The organism is Sphaerisporangium viridialbum (assembly GCF_049674955.1).
GTDB lineage: Bacteria > Actinomycetota > Actinomycetes > Streptosporangiales > Streptosporangiaceae > Sphaerisporangium > Sphaerisporangium viridialbum.
The window spans coordinates 6547648-6563085 of record NZ_CP187232.1 but is presented as its reverse complement, the minus strand read 5'-3'; the positions used below and the strand labels follow the sequence as shown (position 1 = coordinate 6563085).

Annotated in this window: 15 protein-coding genes; 6 read left to right on the top strand and 9 right to left on the bottom strand. The window is 71.1% G+C overall.

Features of this window, described 5'->3' with window-relative positions:
* Nucleotides 1–104: 104 nt before the first annotated feature.
* Complete coding sequence (gene pruA / locus ACOZ38_RS29740) at nt 105–1730, bottom strand: L-glutamate gamma-semialdehyde dehydrogenase (RefSeq protein ID WP_424534455.1); 1626 nt, start codon at nt 1728–1730, stop codon at nt 105–107.
* A gap of 8 nt (nt 1731–1738) precedes the next feature.
* A complete protein-coding gene (locus ACOZ38_RS29735) occupies nt 1739–2656 on the bottom strand; it encodes a proline dehydrogenase family protein (protein ID WP_405151340.1) in 918 nt (305 codons plus the stop codon).
* A 94-nt stretch (nt 2657–2750) separates the two neighbouring features.
* Between ACOZ38_RS29735 and ACOZ38_RS29730 the strand changes: the two genes are divergently transcribed.
* The gene (locus tag ACOZ38_RS29730) at nt 2751–3830 is read left to right on the top strand and encodes a PucR family transcriptional regulator (RefSeq protein ID WP_405151338.1); all 1080 of its coding nucleotides are present in this window, start codon (nt 2751–2753) and stop codon (nt 3828–3830) included.
* Here ACOZ38_RS29730 and ACOZ38_RS29725 read toward each other — a convergent pair.
* Nucleotides 3815–4915 carry a family 16 glycosylhydrolase gene (locus tag ACOZ38_RS29725; RefSeq protein WP_424534454.1) on the bottom strand — a complete coding sequence of 367 codons (1101 nt, stop codon included), beginning with the start codon at nt 4913–4915 and terminating at the stop codon, nt 3815–3817. The genes ACOZ38_RS29730 and ACOZ38_RS29725 overlap by 16 nt on opposite strands.
* A gap of 111 nt (nt 4916–5026) precedes the next feature.
* Between ACOZ38_RS29725 and sthA the strand changes: the two genes are divergently transcribed.
* Complete coding sequence (gene sthA / locus ACOZ38_RS29720; RefSeq protein WP_424534453.1) at nt 5027–6430, top strand: Si-specific NAD(P)(+) transhydrogenase; 1404 nt, start codon at nt 5027–5029, stop codon at nt 6428–6430.
* A gap of 81 nt (nt 6431–6511) precedes the next feature.
* Here sthA and ACOZ38_RS29715 read toward each other — a convergent pair whose 3' ends face one another.
* From ACOZ38_RS29715 to ACOZ38_RS29705, 3 genes are all read right to left on the bottom strand, one after another.
* Nucleotides 6512–7687 carry a glycosyltransferase gene (locus ACOZ38_RS29715; RefSeq protein WP_424534452.1) on the bottom strand — a complete coding sequence of 392 codons (1176 nt, stop codon included), beginning with the start codon at nt 7685–7687 and terminating at the stop codon, nt 6512–6514.
* 220 nt (nt 7688–7907) lie between these two features.
* Complete coding sequence (locus tag ACOZ38_RS29710) at nt 7908–8294, bottom strand: STAS domain-containing protein (protein WP_424534451.1); 387 nt, start codon at nt 8292–8294, stop codon at nt 7908–7910.
* A 38-nt stretch (nt 8295–8332) separates the two neighbouring features.
* Nucleotides 8333–10228 carry a SpoIIE family protein phosphatase gene (locus ACOZ38_RS29705; RefSeq protein ID WP_424534450.1) on the bottom strand — a complete coding sequence of 632 codons (1896 nt, stop codon included), beginning with the start codon at nt 10226–10228 and terminating at the stop codon, nt 8333–8335.
* 130 nt (nt 10229–10358) lie between these two features.
* Here ACOZ38_RS29705 and ACOZ38_RS29700 point away from each other — a divergent pair, with 130 nt between their 5' ends.
* Nucleotides 10359–11087 carry an ANTAR domain-containing protein gene (locus ACOZ38_RS29700; RefSeq protein WP_424534449.1) on the top strand — a complete coding sequence of 243 codons (729 nt, stop codon included), beginning with the start codon at nt 10359–10361 and terminating at the stop codon, nt 11085–11087.
* 57 nt (nt 11088–11144) lie between these two features.
* On the opposite strand, the gene ACOZ38_RS29695 is transcribed toward ACOZ38_RS29700, so the two are convergent.
* Nucleotides 11145–11513, bottom strand: a complete 369-nt coding sequence (locus ACOZ38_RS29695; protein ID WP_405151324.1) for an STAS domain-containing protein — start codon at nt 11511–11513, stop codon at nt 11145–11147.
* 225 nt (nt 11514–11738) lie between these two features.
* On the opposite strand from ACOZ38_RS29695, the gene ACOZ38_RS29690 reads away from it, so the two are divergent.
* The 3 genes from ACOZ38_RS29690 to ACOZ38_RS29680 all read left to right on the top strand — a co-directional run bounded on the left by ACOZ38_RS29690 (nt 11739) and on the right by ACOZ38_RS29680 (nt 14544).
* Nucleotides 11739–12521, top strand: a complete 783-nt coding sequence (locus tag ACOZ38_RS29690) for a SigB/SigF/SigG family RNA polymerase sigma factor (RefSeq protein ID WP_424534448.1) — start codon at nt 11739–11741, stop codon at nt 12519–12521.
* Between the two features lie 165 nt (nt 12522–12686).
* Nucleotides 12687–13136 (top strand): ATP-binding protein, encoded by a 450-nt coding sequence (locus tag ACOZ38_RS29685; RefSeq protein ID WP_424534447.1) that lies wholly within the window; start codon nt 12687–12689, stop codon nt 13134–13136.
* Nucleotides 13137–13179: 43 nt separating this feature from the next.
* A complete protein-coding gene (locus ACOZ38_RS29680; protein WP_424534446.1) occupies nt 13180–14544 on the top strand; it encodes an NAD(P)/FAD-dependent oxidoreductase in 1365 nt (454 codons plus the stop codon).
* Between the two features lie 213 nt (nt 14545–14757).
* Here the strand turns inward: ACOZ38_RS29680 and ACOZ38_RS29675 are convergent, their stop codons facing one another.
* Together ACOZ38_RS29675 and ACOZ38_RS29670 are read right to left on the bottom strand one after the other, a co-directional pair.
* Complete coding sequence (locus ACOZ38_RS29675) at nt 14758–15177, bottom strand: CBS domain-containing protein (protein WP_405151317.1); 420 nt, start codon at nt 15175–15177, stop codon at nt 14758–14760.
* 76 nt (nt 15178–15253) lie between these two features.
* Nucleotides 15254–15436, bottom strand: a complete 183-nt coding sequence (locus ACOZ38_RS29670; protein WP_424534445.1) for a hypothetical protein — start codon at nt 15434–15436, stop codon at nt 15254–15256.
* Nucleotides 15437–15438: the final 2 nt, after the last annotated feature.

The following is a 15438-nucleotide window of genomic DNA, read 5'->3' as shown; positions in this document are numbered from 1 at the left end:
CCGGCGAGCGGAACCCCGGGTGGCCTGTGTCAGGCCGCCCGGGCGTTGCCGTCCCGCGGGCTGTCGCCGCTGCCGTTGTGAAGGGTGCGCGCGGGCTGTGGATGTCAGCCCATGTGGGGGTAGCGGTGGTCGAGGGGCGGGTTGAAGGTCTCCTTGATGGCGCGGGCGTTGACCCAGCGGATCAGGTTGAAGATCGACCCGGCCTTGTCGTCGGTGCCGGAGGCGCGGGCGCCGCCGAAGGGCTGCTGGCCGACGACCGCGCCGGTGGGCTTGTCGTTGATGTAGAAGTTGCCGGCCGCGAAGCGCAGGCGCTCGGTGGCCGAGGCGATGGCGTACCGGTCCTGCGCGATGATCGACCCGGTCAGCGCGTACGGCGACACGCTCTCCATCTGGTCGAGCACGGTGTCGAAGCGGCTGTCGTCGTACACGTGGACGGCCAGGATCGGGCCGAAGTACTCCTTGACGAAGATCTCGTCCTCGGGGTCGGAGCCTTCGAGGATGGTCGGCCTGACGAAGTAGCCGGTCGAGTCGTCGTACGAGCCGGTGAGCACGTCGATCGAGCCGGTGGCGCGCGCCCGGTCGATGGCGGCCTTGTTCTTGGCGAAGGACCGGGAGTCGATGACGGCGCCCATGAACGTCGACAGGTCGGTGGCCACGTCGCCCACCGTCAGCGACTCGGCGGTGGCCACGAGGTCGTCGCGGATCGCCGACCAGATCGAGCGCGGGATGTACGCCCGCGAGGCCGCCGAGCACTTCTGGCCCTGGTACTCGAACGCGCCGCGGATCAGCGCCGTGGACAGCACGCCGGGGTCGGCGGAGGGGTGGGCGAGCACGAAGTCCTTGCCGCCGGTCTCACCGACCAGGCGCGGGTAGCCCCGGTAGGAGGCGATGTTGGCGCCGACCGTTCCCCACAGGTGCTGGAAGGTCGCGGTGGAGCCGGTGAAGTGGATGCCGGCCAGGTGCGGGTCGGTCAGCGCGACCTCCGAGACGGCCGCGCCGTTGCCGGTCACCAGGTTGATGACGCCCGGAGGGAGCCCGGCCTCCTCCAGCAGCCGCATCGTGAAGTGGGCCGCGAACTGCTGCGTCGGCGAAGGCTTCCAGACGACGACATTTCCCATCAACGCCACGGAAGTCGGCAAATTTCCGGCGATGGCGGTGAAGTTGAACGGCGTGATCGCGAGCACGAAGCCTTCCAGCGGCCGGTACTCCATGCGGTTCCACACGCCCGGCGACGAGATCGGCTGCTCGGTGAGGAGCTGGCGGGCGAACGACACGTTGAAGCGCAGGAAGTCGATCAGCTCGCACGCGGCGTCGATCTCCGCCTGCTGCGCCGACTTCGACTGGCCGAGGATCGTGGCCGCGTTCAGCGTGGCGCGGCGCGGCCCGGCGAGCAGGTCCGCCGCCTTGAGGAAGATCGCGGCGCGCTCGTCGAACGACAGCGCCCGCCAGGCCGGGGCGGCCTTCAGAGCCGCGTCGATGGCGGCGCGCACGTCGGCGGCCGAGGCGTCCGCCGTACGGCCGAGCACGTGGGCGTGGTTGTGCGGCTGCACGACCTCGATCGTGGCGCCCGCGCCCATGCGCTGCTCGCCGTCGATGGTCATCGTCAGGTCGATCGCGGAGCCGGAGAGCTCCTTGACGCGGCTCTCCAGCGCGGAACGCTCGGCGCTGCCGGGGGCGTAGCCGTAGATCGGCTCGTTGGCCGGGACGGGGACGTTGCTGACGGCATCCATGGAAGACCTCACTTGGAGCGGAGTGAACGCAGGAAGAAGGCGACGTTGGCGGGACGCTCGGCGAGGCGGCGCATGAAGTACCCGTACCAGTCGTCGCCGTAGGGGACGTAGACGCGGACCGAGGACCCGGCGCGGGCGAGCGCCTCCTGCTTGTCGGTCCTGATGCCGTAGAGCATCTGGTACTCGAAGGTGTCGCGTTCACGTCCCACGCGGTCGGCCAGCAGCTCGGTGATGGAGATGAGCCGGTCGTCGTGCGTGGCCACCATGGGGTAGCCCTTCCCCTCCATGAGGATACGCAGGCACCGCACGTACGCCTTGTCCACCTCCCCCTTGCTCTGGTGGGCCACGGAGGCCGGCTCGGCGTACGCGCCCTTGACCAGGCGGACCCGGGACCCCTCGTACGCCAGCTCGCGCAGGTCGGCCTCGCTGCGGAACAGGTAGGCCTGGACGGCGACGCCGGTCGCGGGGAAGTCCTCGCGCAGCGCGCGAAGGATCGACAGCGTGGAGTCGACCGTGGTGTGGTCCTCCATGTCGAGGGTCACGGTCGTGCCGGCGTCGCGCGCGGCGGCGCAGATCTCCCTGGCGTGATCGAGCGCCATGCCGTGGCCGAGCACCTGGCCGACGGCCGACAGCTTGACCGAGACCTCGGCGCGGCCACCCAGCCCGAGCGGGCGCAGCGCGTCGAGCACCGTGACGTAGGCCTTGACGGTCTCCGCGGCGGCCTTGGCGTCCCTGGTCTCCTCGCCGAGGTGGTCGAGGGTGACCGACAGGCGGGCGTCGGTGAGGCGCTGGACGGCGGACAGCGCGTCCCCGGCGTCCTCGCCGGCGACGAACCGGTCGACCACGTGCCGGGTCACCGGGAAGCCTGAGACGGCGCGGCGCGCGAGCGGGCTTCGCGATACCGCGAGAAGTACGGAACCGAGCATGTTCACCACCATAAATCCGCAGCTCAAAGCCTTCCATGGACATCCGCCACGGGCCACGACTACCCCCTTCATACAGATGTATGACAATGGGCAGGTGGACCTGCAGGAAATCGTGGACGACATCGCTCGCATCCTGGACGCCTCGGCGACGCTGGAGGACCGCACCTTCCAGTTGCTCGCGTACGCGGCCCAGAGCGGCGACATCGACACGGTGAGGAGCGAGTCGATCCTGCGCCGCCGCGCGTCGGACGAGGTGCGCGCCTACTTCGAGGGCTTCGGCATCGCCTCGGCGGCCGGCCCGGTGCGCATCCCCGCCGACGAGGGGCTCGGCGTGCTCGCCAGGGTCTGCGTCCCGCTGCGCCACCGTGAGGTGACCTACGGGTATCTGTGGCTGCTCGACTCCGGCATGCTGAGCGACCTGCGCCTGGCGAGCGTGTCGCCCCTGGTCGGCCGGGCCGCCGCCGTCCTCGCCCAGGAGGCCCGCAGCCGCCAGGACCTCGGCGCCCGCCTGCGCGACCTGCTTTCACCCGACCCGGAGGTCCGCGCCTCCGCGGGCCTGGACATCACCGGCCCCGTCGCGGCGATAGCAGTACAGGCCGCGTCGGGACGGGTGGCGCCGCTGTGGACGCTGCCGCGCGGGGTGCTCGCCGACGCGGGCGACCCCCTCACCGCCGTCCTCGCCCCCGCCGCGCAGGCCCGGGCCGTCGCGGCCAGGGTGCGGGGGATGTACGGCACGGCCGCCGGCGTCGGGGGCGCCCGCGACGACCAGGCGGAGGCGTGGCGGAGCTGGCGGGAGGCGACGCTCGCCCTGCGCGCCGCCCAGCGGGTGCCGAGGTTCGCCCCCGTCGCCGCCTGGGCCGACCTCGGCGTCCACCGCGTGCTGGTGCGGCTGTCGGGGGCCGAGCTGGCGGACCTCGCGGCCGAGGCCGGAGCGCTGGACGGCGAGCTCGCGCGCACGGTGGAGACCTACCTCGACCGGGGCGGGCAGGCGCGCGAGACCGCCGCGCGGCTCGGCGTGCACCGCCAGACCCTCTACTACCGGCTGGCGAAGGCCGAGCGCGTCACCGGGCTCGACCTCGCCGACGGCGAGAGCCGTCTCCTGCTCCACCTCGGCCTCAAGGCGGCCGAGCTCCTCAGGGGCCCTGGCAGCCCCTCGCGTCACGGAGCGCGGTAGATCTTGACCCAGTCGACGAACATCGACACCGTCTTCGGCGTCGAGGAGTCGCGGCACGGCGACCACTGGTTGCAGACCACGTCGTTCTGCAGCGTCAGGTGCATCGGCCGCCCCTCGGGAACGCGCGGCCCGGTGTAGTCCCAGGTCTGCTTCCCGTCGAGCCAGAAGGTCAGGCGTCCCGGCAGCCAGTCGACGGCCACCGTGTGCCACTGGGTGAAGTCGGCGCGCATCTGGCTCTGCGCCTGCTCGGCCTCGCCCCTGTGGATGTAGATGCCGCCGGTGCGCCGGGTCGGGTCGATCACCTCGGCGAAGTCGATCTCGGAGTACTCGCCGCCCTGGCTGCTCGGCCACAGCAACGTGACCAGGGAGTAGCCGGCGCCGGCCTCGCCGCGGAAGCGCACCTCCCACCGGCCGTAGGTCTGGGACAGGTGGCTCGCGACGCCGCCCGAGAGGTCCTTGCCGCCGTAGAAGCCGCCGGTCATCTGGAGCATGCCGTCGTGGACCGCCGTCGCGCGGGCCGTGCGGGGGTTCACCTGGGCGTCGGGGGAGTCGTACACCTCCCACTTGTTCCTGTCGATCTGCGTGCCGTCGAAGTTCTCCACGAACACCGGGCCGCCCCACCTGGCGTCCGGCCGCGCCTGCACCCGCTCGCCGGCGGAGGGGGTGGCGCCGGGCTGCCCCGGGGTGCGGTCGGCGGCCGGGGGAGGGGCGCTGGGGGGCCTGGACGAGAGGCCGCCCGGCGGCGGAGGAGTGTCCGGCCCCCCGTACGGGCCGTCGCCCGAGGCGGGCGGGGAACCGGGCCGCCCGTACCGGTGGTCGTAGACCGGGGGCGGGGGATAGCCGGGGGCGTCGCCCTCACCGGGGCCCGCTCCGGAGGGGCGGCTCCCGTAGGGCGGGCGGCTCGCGACCGGGCCGGCGTGCGGAGGGTGGCTCTGCGCCGCGCCCGGGGGAGAGGCCGTGCCGTGCGCGGCCGGCGGGCGCGTCCGGCCCTGGGAGTGGCCGCCGTACGGGCCGTCGCCGCCCGGGCTGGGACAGAGGCTCAACGTCGTCGCCGCTACGATCATGTATGCGCTACGAATCGACATGCGCCCATGAAAGCAAGCATCTTCCCCTGATCACAGTGTTATAGCCATTTGGCGTTCCCGGCGGGCTCGCACAGCTTCACGGATCCGGTGGTTAGCCCCACACTTAGCGTTGTGTCGGATTTCGAGGTTCTTGTTCTAGGTTCCGGGCCCGGCGGGCAGAAAGCGGCCATCGCCGCGGCCAAGCTGGAGCGCCGCGTCGCGATCGTCGAGCGTCGCAACATGATCGGCGGGGTGTGCATCAACACCGGCACGATCCCGTCCAAGACCATGCGCGAGGCGGTGCTCTACCTCACCGGCCTCAACCAGCGCGAGATGTACGGCCAGAGTTACCGGCTCAAGGAAGACGTCACGGTCGCCGACCTCACCATGCGCACCTCCCACGTGGTGGGGCGTGAAGTGGACGTGATCCGCAGTCAGCTCTCGCGCAACCACGTCACCACGCTCGTCGGCTCCGGCAGGTTCCTCGACCCGCACACCATCGAGGTGGTCGACGAGTACGGCAAGGGAAGCAAGGTCACCGCCGACAAGATCATCATCGCCACCGGCACCCGGCCGGCCCGCCCCGAGAGCGTCGAGTTCGACGACCGCACGGTGATCGACTCCGACGGCATGATCCGGCTGGAGCGGGTGCCGGACTCGATGGTGGTGGTCGGCGCCGGGGTGATCGGCATCGAGTACGCCTCCATGTTCGCCGCCCTCGGCACCAAGGTCACCGTGGTCGAGCGGCGCGAGCGCATGCTCGACTTCTGCGACCTGGAGGTGGTCGAGGCGCTGAAGTACCACCTGCGGGACCTCGCGGTCACCTTCAGGTTCGGCGAGACGGTCGCCGCCGTCGAGCGCAGGGCGCGCGGCTGCGTCACGGTGCTGGAGAGCGGCAAGAAGATCCCCGCCGAGACCGTGATGTACTCGGCGGGCCGCCACGGCGTCACCGACGGGCTCGACCTCGAAGCCGCGGGCCTGGGCGCGGACGACCGGGGCCGCATCTCGGTCGACGAGCACTACCGCACGACCGTGCCGCATGTCTACGCGGTGGGCGACGTCATCGGCTTCCCTTCGCTGGCCGCCACATCCATGGAGCAGGGCCGCATCGCCGCCCACCACGCCTGCGGCGAGCCGCTGAGGGCGATGTCGCACCTGCAGCCGATCGGCATCTACACCATTCCCGAGATCAGCTTCATCGGGAAGACCGAGGACGAGCTCACCAAGTCCCTCATCCCCTTCGAAGTGGGCATCTCCCGCTACCGGGAACTCGCGCGCGGGCAGATCATCGGCGACACGTACGGCATGCTCAAGCTGCTGGTGTCGCCGGACGACCGGGCCCTGCTCGGGGTGCACGTCTTCGGCACAGGGGCCACCGAGCTGCTGCACATCGGCCAGGCGGTCATGGGCTGCGGCGGCACGGTGGACTACCTGGTGGACGCGGTGTTCAACTACCCGACCCTCGCCGAGTCGTACAAGGTCGCGGCTCTGGACGCCATGAACAAGATCCGGCGGATGGCCCGCTTCGCCGAGTGAGCTGGGCGTGCCGCGCACGCGTGAGCCCGTGCCACCGGAGGGCGGCACGGGCTCGGATCGCGCGGGGGAGCCGATGACCGCTCAGGCGGCCTCGGCCTCCTCGACCTCCACCTCGACCTGGTGGCGGCCGGTCACGTTGTCGTAGACGCGGACCAGCTCGCGGCTGATGCGCTCCATCGAGTAGCGCGAGCCTGCGCGGTCGGCGCCGGCGAAGCCGAGGGCGGTGCGGCGGGTGAGGTCGCCGAGGAGCCGGCGGGTGCGGCGGGCCAGTACGGCGTGGTTGTCGGGGCGCATCAGCATGCCGGTCACACCGTCGACCACCGAGTCGAGGTGGGCGCCGGCGGCGGAGGCGATGACGGGGACACCGCAGGCCATGGCCTCAAGGGCCACCTTGCCGTTGGGAACCGCGATCGGCAGCGAGAGCACCACGTCGGCGCTGCGCATCAGCTTGGCGACCCCGTTGTGGGGAACATGGCCGAGCAGGGTGACGCGGTCCTCGACGCCCACTTCCTTGGCCAGCAGGCGCAGGCGCTCCAGGTCGTGCTCGGTGTCGGGGGCGCCGGCCACGGGGCCGCCGGCGATCAGCAGCTCGGCGCCGGGGACGCCGTCGAGCGCCCTGATCGCGGTGTACGCGCCGCCGCCGGGGGTGATGTGGCCGACGTGCACGAGGCGGGGGCGGTCGCTCCGGGTGAGGGCGGGGCCCTGGCGGCGGAAGCGCTCGATGTCGACGCCGTGCGGGACGACCGCGATGTTCTTGCGCGGCACGCCCATCCGGATCAGCTCGGCGGCCTCGTCGTCGCAGGAGGCGATGACCGCGTTGGCCCGGCGGCCGATCGCGCGCTCCAGCCGTACCCGTGCCGCCTGGCCGCGGTCGGCGCCGGGCCGGATGCGGGACGATCCGAGCTGGTGGAAGGTCTGGGTGATCGGTACGTCGAGGCCCTCGGAACCGGCGATGGCGGCGAGCCCGCCCGTCCAGGAGTGGGCGTGGACGACGTCCGGGCGGTCCTTGCTCCACCGCCGCATGAGCTGCGCGCTGAAATCGGAGATGTGCGGCATGAGCGCGTTCTCCGGGAGCGGCTCCGCCGGGCCCGCCGTGAGGTACTCGATGGTCACGCCGGTCGCCACCTTCACCCGCGGCTTGCGGTCGGCGGCGTTGCGGCGGGTGTAGACGGTCACGCGGTGGGCACCGCTCAGCTCACGGGCGATGGCCGGGATGTCGGCGGGAAGATCGTGCACGGAGACGATGGCGATGTTCATGGCACACCTCAGGAGAGTCGGGTCGCGTCGACCCACAGACGTACTGAGTTGTGCCTGCGTCTTAGGCACTGAATCTGTGACTCAGTGTACCGATGTCCGGAACCAGGGAAACCCCTCAAGGTAAAAAAATCTCAAGAAAGGTCGTGCTCCGGTACATCTTCGGCCGCTGACCTGCGAACTTTCCGGCGAGCACTCACAAACCGGACAGCACGCACGGTCATCAAGCCTCCTCCCCGGGGAGCCGCAGACCCGGCAGGCCGTCCCAGCCGATGAGCCGGATGAGGTGCCCGACGTGGCCCGCGAGCGGGCTCAGCACGAGCACCCGGCCGCAGGGGAGGCACGAGGCCGCCTCGGCGAGCACGCGGAGCCCCGCCAGGTCGATGAAGGTGACGCCGCCCAGGTCCACGCGGACGTCGCCGCCCCCCGACCGGATCGCCACGGTCAGCGCCTTGCGCAGCTCGCCGACGGTGGTCGCGTCCACCTCTCCCTCGACCCGCAGACCGGCGGGATCGACGGTACGGCGGATGCGCAGGATCGCACCGTCGAACTCCAGGTCCATCTGGTCTCTTCCCCGGTTCGGGCCGGCCGTACGTGCCATGTCGAACATAAACCCGCTTCCTGGACGGGCGCGGGGCAGGGCCCCCCTCAGCGGGTGCGGCGCAGGGCGAGGATGGTGGTCTCGTCGAGCACCTGACCGCCGCAGAAGGCCTGGTGGTCCTCCTCCACGGCCTTGACGACCGCGCCCGCCGACTGCCCCGTGCAGCGCGTGAGCACCTCGGTGAGGCGCCCCTCGCCGTACGCGAGCTCGGCCTGGCCGGACCTGCCGCGCGAACCGGCGAGCCCGTCGGAATACAGCACCAGGGTCTCGCCGAGGGCGACGCTGATCTCCTCCACGGGGATCTCCGCGCCGGTCTCGATGCCGAGCGGCATGCCGCCTCCCAAGGTGAAGCGCACCCCGCCGTCGCCCTTCAGCACCGCGGGAGGGTGGTTGCCCGCCGAAGCCAGCCGGACGCGGCCCCCGCGCCTGCCCGGGGTGACGAACCCAGCGGCGACCATGACGAACATGCCGGTGTCCTGCATCACCAGGGCGTCGTTGAGCTTCGCCACCACCGCTCCCGGGTCGTCCTCCCACACGCTGAGCGTGCGCAGGCCGCCGCGCACCATCGCGGTGACCGACGCCGCCTCGTCTCCCTGGCCGACCACGCCGCCGACGGCGAAGCCCCAGCCGTCCTTGACGCGGAAGACGTCGTAGAACTCCCCGCCGATCGCCCTCGGCCCGGCGCCCGTGTGGTATGCCGCCGCCGTGTCGTAGCCGGGGACGTCCGGCAGGTTGCGGGGGAGCACCCCGGTCTGGAGGGTCTCCGCCGCCTGGGACCTGCCCTGGAAGAGGCGCTGGGCGCGCAGCGCCAGCCCGATGTGGGCGCCGGCGTCCTCCATCAGCGCGAGGTCGGCGAGGCCGAACGGGGGCCGCTCGCGCAGCCGCAGCAGCGTGACGACGCCGTGGGTCTCCCCATCGGCCCGGATGGGGACGCTCAGCACCGACCCGGCCCGCGTCGTGTGCAGGACCGGGGTGCCGTCGGGCAGCACGCCGAGCAGCGAGTCGTCCTCGACCATCTCCTGCACCACACCGCCCTCGCTCGCGAGCACATGGGCGACGAGCGGGGCCGCCGAGGGGTCCATGCGCTCCAAGGTCTGCACGAGGCGGGCCACCGGCTGGTTGGTGGGCCCGATGACCAGAGACCGCTGCGCCGCGCCGTTGCGCACGACGTCGGCGAACACCCAGTCGGCGGCGTGGGAGGCGAGCAGCCGGCCCGCCCTGATGAGCGCGACCGGCTCGCTCAGGCTCTCCTCGTCCAGGAGCAGCCGGGTGAGCTGCGACATCAGCTCCTGGCGCCGGGCCGTGCCCATGACGATCGACTCTTCGGGCGCCGGCTCCTGCTCGGCCTCCTGGCCCGGCTCCGGCATCCGCACCTCGACGGGAAGCGCCACCGCGGCGATCATCTCCTGGGGCTCCCCGGGCATGCGGAGCTGCGTCAGGACGAGCCGTACGTTGTGGGCGCGGCCCTGGTGGGCCAGCCGCGTCGGGAAGGCCGCGGTCTCCCCGGTGTGGAGCACGGAGGTCAGGTGGGAGCGGAAGGCCGCCCGGCGCGAGACGTCCACCAGCAGCGGGAAGGCCCGGCCGGTCAGGTAGCCGTCCGGGCTGCCGAGCAGGCGGGAGGCCTCGGCGTTCACGCGGCGCACCGTGCCCGCGTTGTCGAGCACGATCACCGGCACCGGCATCGTGCGGTAGATCGTCCGCAGCAGCTTGAGCTCGCGGTTGGAACTGCTCTCCTTGCCGCCCGGCCTGCGACGCGACTTGCCGAGCTCGCCGATCGAGGCCCGCAGGAGGTCGCGGGCGGTCTCCAGCTCCACGAGCGCGGCGTCCAAGGTCGGACCCGGGTCGCCCGGGTAGGCCGAGCGCGCGTCGCGGAGGGAGGATATGCGGGCCGTGAGGCCGCTCAGCGCCTGTTCGAGTGCGGGAACATCAGTAGGGTCGGTCAATTGTGGTCCTTCGTATGGCCGAGGGGAGCGTGGGTTCCCCTGCTAGACCGTACGTCAAGAAGGCGCTCCCCATCGATGAGCACCTCGCGGTTGGAATTAACCTGGCATTCAAGGGAAGCGGGAGCCTTGTATGGAGACCATGAGGATGTTCAGCCCCACCCTCGCGCGTGACCTCGCGGCCCTCGGCCGCGTACACGAGGGCACCTCCATGGAGAGCGTGCTCCGGGGGATCACCGGCGCCGTGGCGGTGGGCGTGCCCGGTTGCGCGGGCGGCACGGTCGAGCTGCGACGCGAGGAGCGGCTCATGCTCTCAGCGTCCCACAGCGACCTGATCGCGCTGGTCGACCGGGAGCAGGCGCTCGGCGAGGGCCCGTCCGCGGAGGCGCTCGCCACCGGCAGGAACGTCGTGGTCACCGACGTGCTGCTCGACACCCGCTGGCCCCGGTACGCCGCGACGGCCGTCAAGCACGGAGTGCGCTCGATCCTCGTGCTGCCGATCGCCGTCGACGGCGCGACGCTCGTCCTCGGCCTGTACGCCGTGCGGCCGGGCGCGTTCGCGGGCGGCTCGGCGGAGTCGCTCGCCACCCTGCTGACCGAGCAGCTCACCGTGGCCCTCGCCAACATCTCGGACTACGACGACGTGCTCACCGACGCCGCGCAGCTCCAGGAGGCGCTCGCGGGACGCGCGGTGATCGACCAGGCCAAGGGCATCATCATGCACGCCAGCGGCTGCTCGGCGGAGGCGGCCTTCGACGAGCTGCGCCGCCTGTCGCAGCACCACCAGGTCAAGGTCGCCGACCTCGCCCGCCTGCTGGTGACCGAGCACCAGAGCAAGCACGGCGGGGCCGCGCCGTCCTGACCCGGGGCCGTCGCTCCTCATGATTCGCGGGACTCCAGCGCCACTCGCCGGGGTGGATCAGGCCTTGAAGGCCTCCAGCGCCTCGTCAAGGGTGTCGTACAGGGGCAGGCGCTGCGCGAGGCCGGTCACCCACATCACCTTGGAGTTGGAGTACTGCACTCCGACCAGGGCGAAGTGGCCCTGCGCCGCCATCGTGCGCTGCCAGTGGTGCACGATCAGCCCGAGCGCGCGGGAGTCCATGAACGTGACGCCGGCCAGGTCGAGCACCAGGTCGGGGCCGTAGTCGTCGGCGATCTCGGCGAGCCGGTCGGTGAACTGGTCACGGGTGGTCGCGTCGAGGATGCCGGTCACCTTCACGACGGGCACCCCCTCGGCGACCGCCGAAGTAAGGGTCAGGGCCGAATCTGCCCTATCTGGAACGGTCACCACGCGCCTCCTCGCCGCTTCCCTGGCGCATGGCGCCAACCCCATCGGGGGGTCATTCGCAACATTACTGTTGCCCGGGGGGTAGCAATACTCTTGATTTTTAGGGAATACTGGAGCCGAGGTCCAGCAGAGGGCCTCGTCTCGACAGTAGTACGCGAGGCGATGTCGGCTCTGCATGGGCATTGCCGGTTGCGCCTCGCTTGCAAGGCATACGAGGGAGCAGCAATGGCTGCCGAGGACCGCACTTTCCCCCAGACCGACGTCACCGCCGAAGACCTCCTGCGCGAGCTCGTGGAGCCGGGCACCACCGAGGCAAGGCGAGCGCGGCTGCGCGAGATGATCGTAGAGATGCACCTCCCCATGGCGAGGGAGATCTCCCGCCGGTACCTCCACCGGGGCGAGCCCATGGAAGACCTGCTCCAGGCCGCGTACGTGGGCCTGATGAAGGCGATCAACGGGTTCGACGCCGAGCTTGGGCACAGCTTCAGAGGCTATGCCATGGTGACCATGACCGGCGAAGTGAAGCGGCACTTCCGGGACAGGACCTGGGCCGTCCGGGTCCCGCGTCTTTACCAGGAGCGGCGCTCCGAGCTCAACCGGCTCGTCGCCGACTTCACGCAGGAGCTCGGCAGGTTCCCCACCGTCGCCGAGCTGGCCAAGCGGATGGGCATCTCCGAGGAGGACATGCTCCTCACGATGGACGCCTCCGCCGCGTACAGCACCCTGTCGCTGGACGCCCCGATGGGCGCCGACGACGACGCCGCCGCGCTCGGGGACCTCATCCCGGACGAGGACGACGAGCTGGCCACGCTCGTGGACCGCGAGGCCATCAAGCCCCTGATCGACCAGCTGCCTGAGCGGGAGCGCAACATCCTGCTCCTGCGCTACTACGGCAACATGACCCAGGCCGAGATCGCCACCGAGTTCGGCATCTCCCAGATGCACGTGTCCCGCATCCTGCGCAAGGTTCTCGACCAGCTCCGGTCGCAGCTCGTCGCCGCTTGCTGATTAATCCGCCCCTCCCTGGGCACTCAACCGCCGAACAGAAGTTACGCGGAGGGGGCACTTCCCTCACGGACCGGCAACCCGGGGTATCTTCATCGGTGTAAATCGGCGGCCCCAGGGTGCAGGGCGACCTTTCCTAAGCTGATCGCTCTTGGAGGCGGTTATCGGGTGAACGAGGACGAAGTCCCTCCTCCCCGCTTCCTCACGGACGGGAGCGGCCCTTCGCCGCTCCCGTCCGGCGCGGCGGTCAGGGAAATGACGTTCTGCGTGGGAGACCTCCCGGACGTTCGAGACTTCGCCGCCCTCCAAGCCCGCAGGGCGGGCATGGTCGAGGGGGACGTGGGCGACTACCTGGTCGCCGTCAACGAGGTCGCCACGAACGCCGTGACGCACGGAGCCGCCAAGGCGCGGGTGCGCGTGTGGCGCGAGGGCGGCGACCTCCTGATCGACATCCACGACGACGGCCACTGGATCCCCGGCGAGCCGCCGGGCATGGTCGCTCCGCACGACTACTCGACCAGCGGGATGGGCCTGTGGGTGGCCAGGCGGCTGGCGAAGAAGCTCATCCTGAGAACCGGCGCAAACGGGACAAGTGTCGTGATGCGCTTCAAGCTCTGACAAACCTCTGTATGTCGGTCTCCGGTGGGGTACGTCCCGGGGTATGAGACAGCGAATCCCTCGCGTGCTCGTCGTGGGAGGCGGCTACGTCGGGATGTTCACGGCCCTCCGCCTGCAGAGGAGGCTCCGCCGCGACGAGGCCCGCGTGACCGTGGTCGACCTGGACTCCTACATGACCTACCAGCCCTTCCTGCCGGAGGCGGCGGCCGGGAGCGTGGAGCCGAGGCACGTCGTCGTCTTCCTGCGCCGCGTCCTGCCGAGATGCGAGATCCTCAGCGGCAGGGTGACCAGGGTCGACCTCGCCTCGCGCACGGCCGACTTCGAGCCCTACGGGGGGCCGGGGCGCCGGCTCGAGTACGACTATCTCGTGTTCGCGCCCGGTTCGGTCTCCCGGACGCTCCCGATCCCCGGCCTCGCCGAGTGCGGCATCGGCTTCAAGACCCTGGAAGAGGCCATCCACCTGCGCAACCACGTGCTCGCCCAGCTCGACCTGGTGGCCTCGACCACCGACGACCGGGTACGGCGGCGGGCACTGGCGTTCGTCTTCGTGGGTGCCGGCTTCGCGGGCGTGGAGGCCCTCGCCGAGCTGGAGGACATGGCCGCCGAGGCGTGCCGCTACTTCCCCGCGATCAAGCCGTGGGACATGCGGTGGATGCTCGTCGAGGCCACCGACAAGATCCTCCCGGAGGTCGGCCCGGAGATGGGGCGGTGGACCGCCGAGCAGCTCCGCGGGCGCGGCATCGAGGTGCGGACCGAGACCCTGCTCAGATCGGCGGAGAACCACCACATCGTGCTGAGCGACGGCGACGAGTTCGACGCCGACACCCTGGTGTGGACGGCCGGCGTCAAGCCGAACCCGCTGGTCAGATCCGGCGACCTGCCGCTCGACTCCCATGATCGGGTCAAGGTCGACCCGTGCCTCGTCGTCGAGGGCACCACCTTCGCCTTCGCGGCCGGTGACTGCGCCGCGGTTCCCGACCTGACCAGGCCGGGGGAGACCACCGCGCCCAACGCCCAGCACGCCGTACGGCAGGCCGGGCGGCTGGCCGACAACCTCATCGCCACCCTGCGCGGCGAGAGGCGCAAGCCGTACGTGCACAAGAGCGTCGGCTCGGTCGCGAGCCTCGGGCTCTACCGGGGCGTCGCGAACGTCTACGGACACCAGGTCCGCGGGTTCCCCGCCTGGCTGCTGCACCGGGCGTACCACCTGTCGAAGATCCCGACGTTCAACAAGAAGACCCGCATCCTGGTGGACTGGACGCTCGGGTTCTTCTTCAAGCGCGAGATCATCTCGCTGGGCGCCATGCAGGACCCCCGCCAGGAGTTCGAGCTCGCCGCCCGCTCCGGCTTCTGGGCGCCCCGCGAACGCGCTCCGGCCCACTCGGGAGCGGGCAGGTTCGGCGGCTAGCTCTTCAGGTCCGGCGTGCTTCGGGATGCGGCGGGTGCGTCCGGCATGCTTCGGGATGCGGCGGTTCGGGCGGGCAGGCGAAAGGGCGCCGCCCCAGTGGGACGGCGCCCTTCCTCTCAGACCGTGCGACCCGAGGCCCGGTTGGGTCGGCACGGCGTTCTCGGTGCGTCGCGCCCTCACCGCCCCGTGGGGCGGCTCCGGCGCGTCGCCGGCTCAGCCGTTCGGGGGAGCGCCGCTGATCTCGGAGAGCGGCGACGAGGGCTCACGCTCCAGCGCCATGTCCCCGAGGGAGACGATGCCGACGGGACGGCCGTGGTCCACGACCGGGACCCGCCGGACGGCCTTCTCGCGCATCAGCCGGATGACCTCGTCGGCGTTCTGGTCGGGCCGTACGGTGACCAGCTCGGAGCTGCACAGCGCGCCCAGGGGGGTCGATTCGGCGTCCCGGGCCTCGGCGACGGCGCGTACGACGATGTCGCGATCGGTGACGACCCCGCACAGCCGGTCGTCCTTGGTCACGAGCACGTCCCCGATGGCCTGGTCCCGCATGAGGCGAGCGGCCTTGGAGACCGACGCGTCGGCGGGCAGGCAGATCGGCCGGTGCGTCATGACGTCCCGTACCTTCTGGTTCATCCTGGACACCCCATCTCTGCTTGCTCTCTGTGGGCCGGCGACCGGTTGTCTGTGGGCCGGCGGCTTGCTCTCTGGGTCAGCGACGGGCACGCCCGCGCCAGGTGCCGCCGACGGTCGAGGTGCCGATGCCGGCCTGGTGAAGGGCCAGCAGGCACAGCCCGAGCGCGATCAGCGCCGTGGTGGAGATGCCGATGCTGGTGCCGATGAGGCTGAAGAGGAAGGCGATACCGAAGACGATCGCCGCGGCGATGGCAAGCATCG

Bases quoted from the DNA above. Each gene is read 5' to 3' on its own strand.
- ACOZ38_RS29690 (WP_424534448.1), top strand. From the start codon at position 11,739: ATGGCTGCCGAGGACCGCACTTTCCCCCAGACCGACGTCACCGCCGAA.
- ACOZ38_RS29710 (WP_424534451.1), bottom strand. From the start codon at position 8,294: ATGTTCGACATGGCACGTACGGCCGGCCCGAACCGGGGAAGAGACCAG.
- ACOZ38_RS29725 (WP_424534454.1), bottom strand. From the start codon at position 4,915: ATGTCGATTCGTAGCGCATACATGATCGTAGCGGCGACGACGTTGAGC.
- ACOZ38_RS29670 (WP_424534445.1), bottom strand. From the start codon at position 15,436: ATGCTTGCCATCGCCGCGGCGATCGTCTTCGGTATCGCCTTCCTCTTC.
- ACOZ38_RS29675 (WP_405151317.1), bottom strand. From the start codon at position 15,177: ATGAACCAGAAGGTACGGGACGTCATGACGCACCGGCCGATCTGCCTG.
- ACOZ38_RS29680 (WP_424534446.1), top strand. From the start codon at position 13,180: ATGAGACAGCGAATCCCTCGCGTGCTCGTCGTGGGAGGCGGCTACGTC.
- ACOZ38_RS29700 (WP_424534449.1), top strand. From the start codon at position 10,359: ATGGAGACCATGAGGATGTTCAGCCCCACCCTCGCGCGTGACCTCGCG.
- ACOZ38_RS29735 (WP_405151340.1), bottom strand. From the start codon at position 2,656: ATGCTCGGTTCCGTACTTCTCGCGGTATCGCGAAGCCCGCTCGCGCGC.
- pruA (WP_424534455.1), bottom strand. From the start codon at position 1,730: ATGGATGCCGTCAGCAACGTCCCCGTCCCGGCCAACGAGCCGATCTAC.
- ACOZ38_RS29715 (WP_424534452.1), bottom strand. From the start codon at position 7,687: ATGAACATCGCCATCGTCTCCGTGCACGATCTTCCCGCCGACATCCCG.